This window comes from Roseateles sp. GW821-FHT09H10 (assembly GCF_059415865.1).
In genome coordinates this window covers 1,608,816-1,615,057 of the sequence record NZ_JBWKOB010000002.1, presented here as the reverse complement: position 1 = coordinate 1,615,057, position 6,242 = coordinate 1,608,816, and the positions used below count along the sequence as shown (strand labels likewise).

Here is a 6,242-nt window from a genome sequence, read left to right as displayed (position 1 = left end):
GGCGGGTGCCGACGCGGCAGCAGCCGCGGCGCCGACCTTGCCGCCGCGCTCCGCCTGCCAGCGCTGCTGCAGCGCCCAGGCCAGCCCCGCGCCGGCCACGGCAGCCGCCAGCACCACCAGGCCGAGACCGACCCGATCCGGCCGGCGCCCGGCTGCCGGCTTGGCGGCCAAATGGGCGTCGAACACCTCGGCCGCCGCCTGGCGCACGATGGCCGGCGTGATCTGGGCCTGGCCGCTGGCATAGCCGCCCAGCAGGGCGCGGTCGCAGAGCAGGTTGATGCGGCGCGGCACGCCGCGGGTGAGCTGGTGAATGCGGCGCAGCGCGGCGCGGTCGAACGGCAGGGCGCCGGTCAGGCCGGCCACCGTCAGGCGGTGGCGGACATACTGCGTCGTCTCGGCTTCGGACAGCGCGTCGAGGTGAAAGCGCGCGATGACGCGCTGCGCCAGCTGCTCCAGCTCAGGCCGGGCCAGCATGCCGCGCAGCTCGGGCTGGCCGATCAGCACCACCTGCAGCAGCTTGCGCTCGGCCGTCTCGAGGTTGGTCAGCAGGCGCAGCTGCTCCAGCACGTCGGCCGAGAGGTTCTGCGCCTCGTCGATGATGAGGACGTTGTTGCGCCCCGCCGCATGCTGGGCCAGCAGGAAGGCGTTCAGCGGGTCGACAAAGTCCTTCACCGTGCGCGCGCCCGGCAACACGTCGACGTGGAACTCGTCGCAGACCTCCTCCAGCAGCTCCGTCACGGTCAGCTTGGGGTTGAAGACGTAGGCGACATTGCAGTTGGCCGGGATCTGCTCCAGGAAGCAGCGGCAGACCGTGGTCTTGCCCGCGCCGATCTCGCCGGTCAGCAGCACGAAGCCGCCGCCACCGTCCAGCCCGTAGAGCAGATGCGCCAGCGCCTCGCGGTGGCGCTCGCTCATGAAGAGGTAGTGCGGGTCCGGCGCGATCGAGAACGGCGCTTGTTTCAAGCCGAAGAAGGGCGCGTACATGGGGCGGCAGGATAACCAGTCGACCGCGGCGGCCTGCCGCCGCCCGCCTCCGATATGCTTCCACCCAGTTGTACATACAAGTGGAGTGATGCCATGACGACCTATGACATCGTCATCGCCGGTGGCGGCGTGTCGGGCCTGTATTGCGCGCTGCGCCTGGCCGACGCCGGCCACCGCATCCTGGTGCTGGAGGCCGCGGCCGACCGCTGGGGCGGGCGTATCGAGACCGAGGACATGGACGGCTTCATCGCCGAGTACGGGCCGATGCGCTTCGAGCCGACGCTGCAGCCGCGCTTCGCGGCCCTGTGCGCCGAGCTGGGCGTGGGCCTGCTGGACTTCTCCGGCCCCTCTTCCGACCAGGTGGCGGGCGAGGACCTCGACCTGCCCGAGGCCGAGCGCGGCCTCAACTCCCTGCAGCTGCTCAAGCGCGGCATCTTGCTCATCATGGGCCGCAAAGGCTCGGACAGCGATGACCAGGCCTGGATCGACGCCCTGACCGAGGCCGACTACATGCGCCTGCGCAAGCACGCCCAGCTGCACGGCCAGCCGCTGTGGGACATGGGCTTCTGGAACGCGCTGTCGGCCCAGGGCATCCTCAGCCACCGGGCCCTGGTGAAGCTGCGCGACACCGGGACCTTCTATCACATGATCCCGGAGAACCTGAACGCCGCCGAGTGGATCATCTGGTGGCTGCGCGCGCTCAAGACCGTGGGCCAGCAGCTGGCCAGCATCGAGGGCGGCTCGGCCAAGTTGACCGAAGGCCTGCTGGCCCGCCTGCGCGGCCATGCCAATGTGACGCTGGCCGGCGGCCACCGCCTGCAGGGCGTTCAGCCGGTGGAGCTGGGCAAGCCGACGCTGGCCCTGGACGTGGCGACGCAGAACGGGCCGCTGACGCTGCGCGCCGAGCGCCTCATCCTGGCCCTGCCGCGGCTGCCGCTGCTCAAGCTCACGCGCCACCTGCCCGAGCACATCGCCTCGCAGCTGGACTGCGTCAACGGCTTCCCGATGCTGAAGGTCTTCTTCGTCTGCAACACGCCGTGGTGGAGCTATGGCCAGGCGCCGCAGCAGTACGCCAACTGCATGCCGACACGCGAGATCCACTACTTCCGCCGCGCGCCCGAGGCCGACGCCGATGGCCACGGCATGGTGCTGCTCTACATGGACCGCCCGTCCACCGAGTTCTGGCGCCACTACGTCATCGACGGCGACCGCCACGACCGCGCCGAGGTGGACCAGAACGCGCGCATCGTCGATGCCTTCGCCCTGTTCGTGGCGCGGGACGTGAAGCGAGCCGCGGATGCCAACGCCGAGTCCGCATTGAAGCTGACGGACAACGCCCGACGCATCTTCGGCGACCTCAGCCTGGCCGAGACGGCGCAGTACATCCGCAACTCCATCATCACCTACGGCATCCGCGACTGGGCGCGCGCCCCCTATGGCGCGGCCAACCACGGCTGGCAGCCGGGGGTGAGGTCGTGGAAGGTCATGGACGCCTTCAAGGCCTTTGACTTCGGCAGCGGCGCGCGCAATCTGCACATCGTCGGCGAGGCCTATTCGGACTACCAGGGCTTCATCGAAGGCGCGCTGAACAGCGCCGAGCTCGCGCTGGCGACCATACCGGTTCTGCCCGTGGACGAGGCTTCCCAGGAGCCCAGCCTGGGTCTGTCCTGAGCCAGGGCCTGCCAACGCCACGGCAATGGGCCGCGCAGGCCCGCCGCAAGGGGCCAATCTAGACGCAGCGCGCCGCCCGCACTCGCGTGCGGGCCAGGGCTGCAACAACGAGTGGCCCCTTGCGGCGGGCCTGCCCGAAGGGTTGTGACCAGAAAGGCCGCATGCTGTGTTGCAGATCCTCGCTGGGTCGACACCCAGCTTGCGGTCTGCTGTCGTGCCTGCGGCCTTTCTGGCCGCAACGCGACCCATTGCCGTGGCGTTGGCAGACCCTAATACCAGTTTGAAGTCGATATCCTGCCCGCCACCCAAGGAGGTGGTGATGAGCAGGAAATGGCTGGCGCTGGCGGCGCTGACGGTGGTGATGGCGGGCGCACAAGCGGCGCCCGAAACGGGCTCGACGGACTGGGTGCGCGCCCGGATGAAGCCCATGGCGGCGGCCACGCCGGCCGAACTGACCGATGAGCAGCTGCAGGCCTTTGGCGACGCCATCGGCAACAAGCGCGTGGTGGCCCTGGGCGAGCAGACCCATGGCGGCCGCCAGGAGTTCGAGCTCAAGACGCGGCTGGTGCGCTATCTGCACGAGAAGAAGGGCTTCGACGTGCTGCTGCTGGAAAGCGGCGTCTTCGATGTCGCCTTGCTGCAGCAGGCCATGCAGCGCGGCGAGAAGCTGGACGCGCTGGCGCCGGGCAATGTCTTCTACATGTACGCCAAGAGCGATGGCGGCCGCAGCCTGCTGCGCTATCTGGACGAGCAGCAGGCCGGGCCGCGCCCCCTGCTGCTGGCAGGCATCGACAGCCAGCTCAGCGGGGCCTTGAGCCGCGGCGAGCTGCCCAAGCGGCTGCGCGCGAAGCTGCAGGGCGATGCCGCCGACTGGCCGGTGTTCGAACGCCTCATCGACACCCTGATGCAGATGGACCGCACGCCGCCGTCGACCGCGGATGCCAGGACTTTCGATGCCGTGGCCGCGCGCCTGAAGGCCACGCTGTGCAAGCCCGGCGGCGACGCCCTGCTTTGCCGCAGCCTGGCCGGCCTGCAGGCCCAGGCGGCGGGCTTCTGGCGCGGCGACTACCAGCGCGACGAGGCCATGGCCGAGAACGTGCTGTGGCAGCTGCAAAGCCTCTACCCCGGGCGCAAGGCCATCATCTGGGCCCACACCATCCACGTCGCCCGCGGCGTGAAGTTCGACGATAGCCATCGCTATGCCGGCGAGGTGCTGGGCAAGAAGCTCGGCCGCGACTACTACGTGCTCAACCTGACGGCCCTGCAGGGCAGCTTCATGGAATTCGCTTCCGGCGAGGTCCACAACATCCCGCCCGCCTACCCGGGCAGCCTGGAAGCGACGCTTGCCAGCGATCCGGCCGGCTTCTCCTTCCTGGACGCCCCGCGCCAGCTCAAGCGCGGCCTGCCGGCCCGCGCCATGGAGTTCGGCTTCAGCATCCCCCTGGGCACCGGCACGGGACTGGGCGCGCAGTGGGACGGCGTGTTCTACATCCGCGACATGGCGCCTGTGAAGATGGAGCGTTAGGCCGGCTGCATCCACAGCCTCTGGAACAGCGGTGAGCGGCAGGACAGGCGGCCGTTGACGGTGGCCATGCCGTCGCGTTCGGCCAGCGTCGCGTGCGCCGGTCCGGCCAGCAGCGAGGTGCCCAGGCCCAGGCGGTGCGGCTGGGATGACCAGCGCAGGCCGATGGCCTCGGCCAGCGTGGGCAGGATGTCGACATGGGTGAACTCGCGCTGCAGGTCGTCGGCGGGCAGCGCCCGCCCCTGGGCGTCATAGCGCGCCAGCGCATGGAAGACGGTGCGGCCACGGGCCTGGGGCAGCAGTTCGCCGTTCAGCAGCGGCTCGGGGTTGAGGTGGTCGCCCATGATCCAGACCACCTTGGGCCGCCCGTCGCGGTTGCCGACGAAGCGCTCCACGAGCTGGGCCACGACACGGTCGGTGCAGCGCAGGGCCTCGCGCATCACGTCGGCGGGCTCGTCGTCATCGTCGTCGACCACTGCGTCGGCGATGCAGCCGCGGTCATGCGCACCCGAGGGGCCGTGGGTATCGACGGTCAGCAGCAGGCTCATGCGCGCCTCGTCGGCCTTGCGCGGGCGCTGCATGTCGGCCCAGGCCAGCTCGGCGAGGTCGCTGTCCAGCAGGCCCCAGCCCGTCGTCGGCACCTGCACGCCGCGCTGCAGCCACTGCTCGGCGCCGAAGCGGCGCGCGACATGGTGGTCCTGCAGGAAACGGCCCTTGCCGGCGAACTTCAGCGAGGCGCCGCCGTAGAAGCTGATGTTCCAGCCCCGCGCGGCCATCAGGTCGGTCAGGCAATGGCCGTGCTCGAAGAAGCGCCGGCTGTACTCCAGCGAGTTGTGGCTCATCAGGCCCACCGGATGCAGCGGCAGGCCGCACAGGGCGCTGAACATGCCGCCCACGGTCCAGCTCGCCCCGCTGAGGTTGCGCAGTTCGCCCAGGGTCTGGAAGTCGTCCTGCAGGCGCGTCAGCCGCGGCAGCAGGGCGGCCTGCGGCTCACGCGGGCGGGTGTAGCCCTCGTCCAGGGATTCGACGAAGACGACCAGCACATCGGGCGGCTCGGCCGGCGCCTGCACGCCGACCGAAGCGGGGTCGACGTAATGCCGCGCCAGGTAGTCGACGCCGTCGGCCTCGGGCTGGCAGGGGTCGGAGACGGTCGCGTTGACCGACACGACGGCGCCCGTGCCCAGCAGGGCCAGCAGGGCCCGGCCCTGCCAGCGCTTCATGCGGTGCAGCAGGAAGACGCTCAGCGTGCTCAACCCGAGCACCGCCATCAGGCAGCGGCAGGCCCGCCACAGCATGCGCGGGTCGGCATAGTCCAGGCCGCCGTTCTGCAGGTGATAGAGCACCTGGTCGGCCGTCACCAGGCCGAGATAGGTGCGCAGGAACCAGGTCGCGCCGACAACGGCCCAGAGCAGGAAGACCAGGGCCGCGACCACGGCGGCACGCGGCGCGGGGCGGAAGGCAAGACGGGCGGCAGGCATCGGCGGCGAGTCTGCCGACGCCGCTTTGCCGCCCCGTACTCAGTTGATTGCTGAGTGTTGGCGCCCGGCAAAGGACTGTGTGTTCGCGCGGGCGCTAGGCGGCCTTCGCGGGTGCCGCCGTGCAGGTCTTGGCCGCCGCGATGCCGCGCAGATAGCCGCGCCTCACGCCGCCGGCCGTGATGGCCGCGCTGACCTGCTTGGCATAGCGCTCGGCGCCGCTGAGCTTGCGCACCCAGCCCCGGAACGGGATCACACCCTCGGCGGTGCGCTGCAGGGCGCCGGTGGCGGCATCCTCGCCGCGCTCCAGCAGGCCGGTGTTGCCCTTGCTCGGTGGCGCATCGAGGTCGGGCCCCAGCACCTCATCCAGCGCCTGGATGCTGGACGCCAGCCCCGCGCAGCTGGCATCGGCCGGCATCGCATAGGGCGCCGCGGCCGCGGCCTTCAGCACCTCGGGGATATCGGCACGCACGACGTTGAGGTCGGACAGCGGCGTCGTGGCGGCGTTGCTGACCTTGTCCTGGCTGGAGCTGGCGCAGGCGGTCAGGACGAGGGCGGCGGCGAGGAGGGAGAAGTGGGAAGGGCGCATG

General features: G+C 70.5%; 5 protein-coding genes. 2 read left to right on the top strand and 3 right to left on the bottom strand.

The features are described from left to right. Positions 1-984: ExeA family protein (locus tag AC07OY_RS15645; RefSeq protein WP_495043514.1), on the bottom strand; the 984-nt coding region annotated here is incomplete at its 3' end. Positions 985-1,077: 93 nt separating this feature from the next. Here AC07OY_RS15645 and AC07OY_RS15640 point away from each other — a divergent pair. Both AC07OY_RS15640 and AC07OY_RS15635 read left to right on the top strand, forming a co-directional pair. Continuing rightward, the gene (locus AC07OY_RS15640; RefSeq protein ID WP_495043513.1) at positions 1,078-2,655 is read left to right on the top strand and encodes a flavin monoamine oxidase family protein; all 1,578 of its coding nucleotides are present in this window, start codon (positions 1,078-1,080) and stop codon (positions 2,653-2,655) included. A 319-nt stretch (positions 2,656-2,974) separates the two neighbouring features. After that, the gene (locus AC07OY_RS15635; RefSeq protein WP_495043512.1) at positions 2,975-4,180 is read left to right on the top strand and encodes an erythromycin esterase family protein; all 1,206 of its coding nucleotides are present in this window, start codon (positions 2,975-2,977) and stop codon (positions 4,178-4,180) included. Here AC07OY_RS15635 and AC07OY_RS15630 read toward each other — a convergent pair. Both AC07OY_RS15630 and AC07OY_RS15625 read right to left on the bottom strand, forming a co-directional pair. After that, on the bottom strand, positions 4,177-5,655 hold the full coding sequence (locus AC07OY_RS15630; protein WP_495043511.1) for a sulfatase-like hydrolase/transferase: 1,479 nt from the start codon (positions 5,653-5,655) through the stop codon (positions 4,177-4,179). The genes AC07OY_RS15635 and AC07OY_RS15630 overlap by 4 nt on opposite strands. Before the next feature lie 94 nt (positions 5,656-5,749). After that, the gene (locus AC07OY_RS15625; RefSeq protein WP_495043510.1) at positions 5,750-6,241 is read right to left on the bottom strand and encodes a hypothetical protein; all 492 of its coding nucleotides are present in this window, start codon (positions 6,239-6,241) and stop codon (positions 5,750-5,752) included. Position 6,242 lies beyond the last annotated feature (1 nt).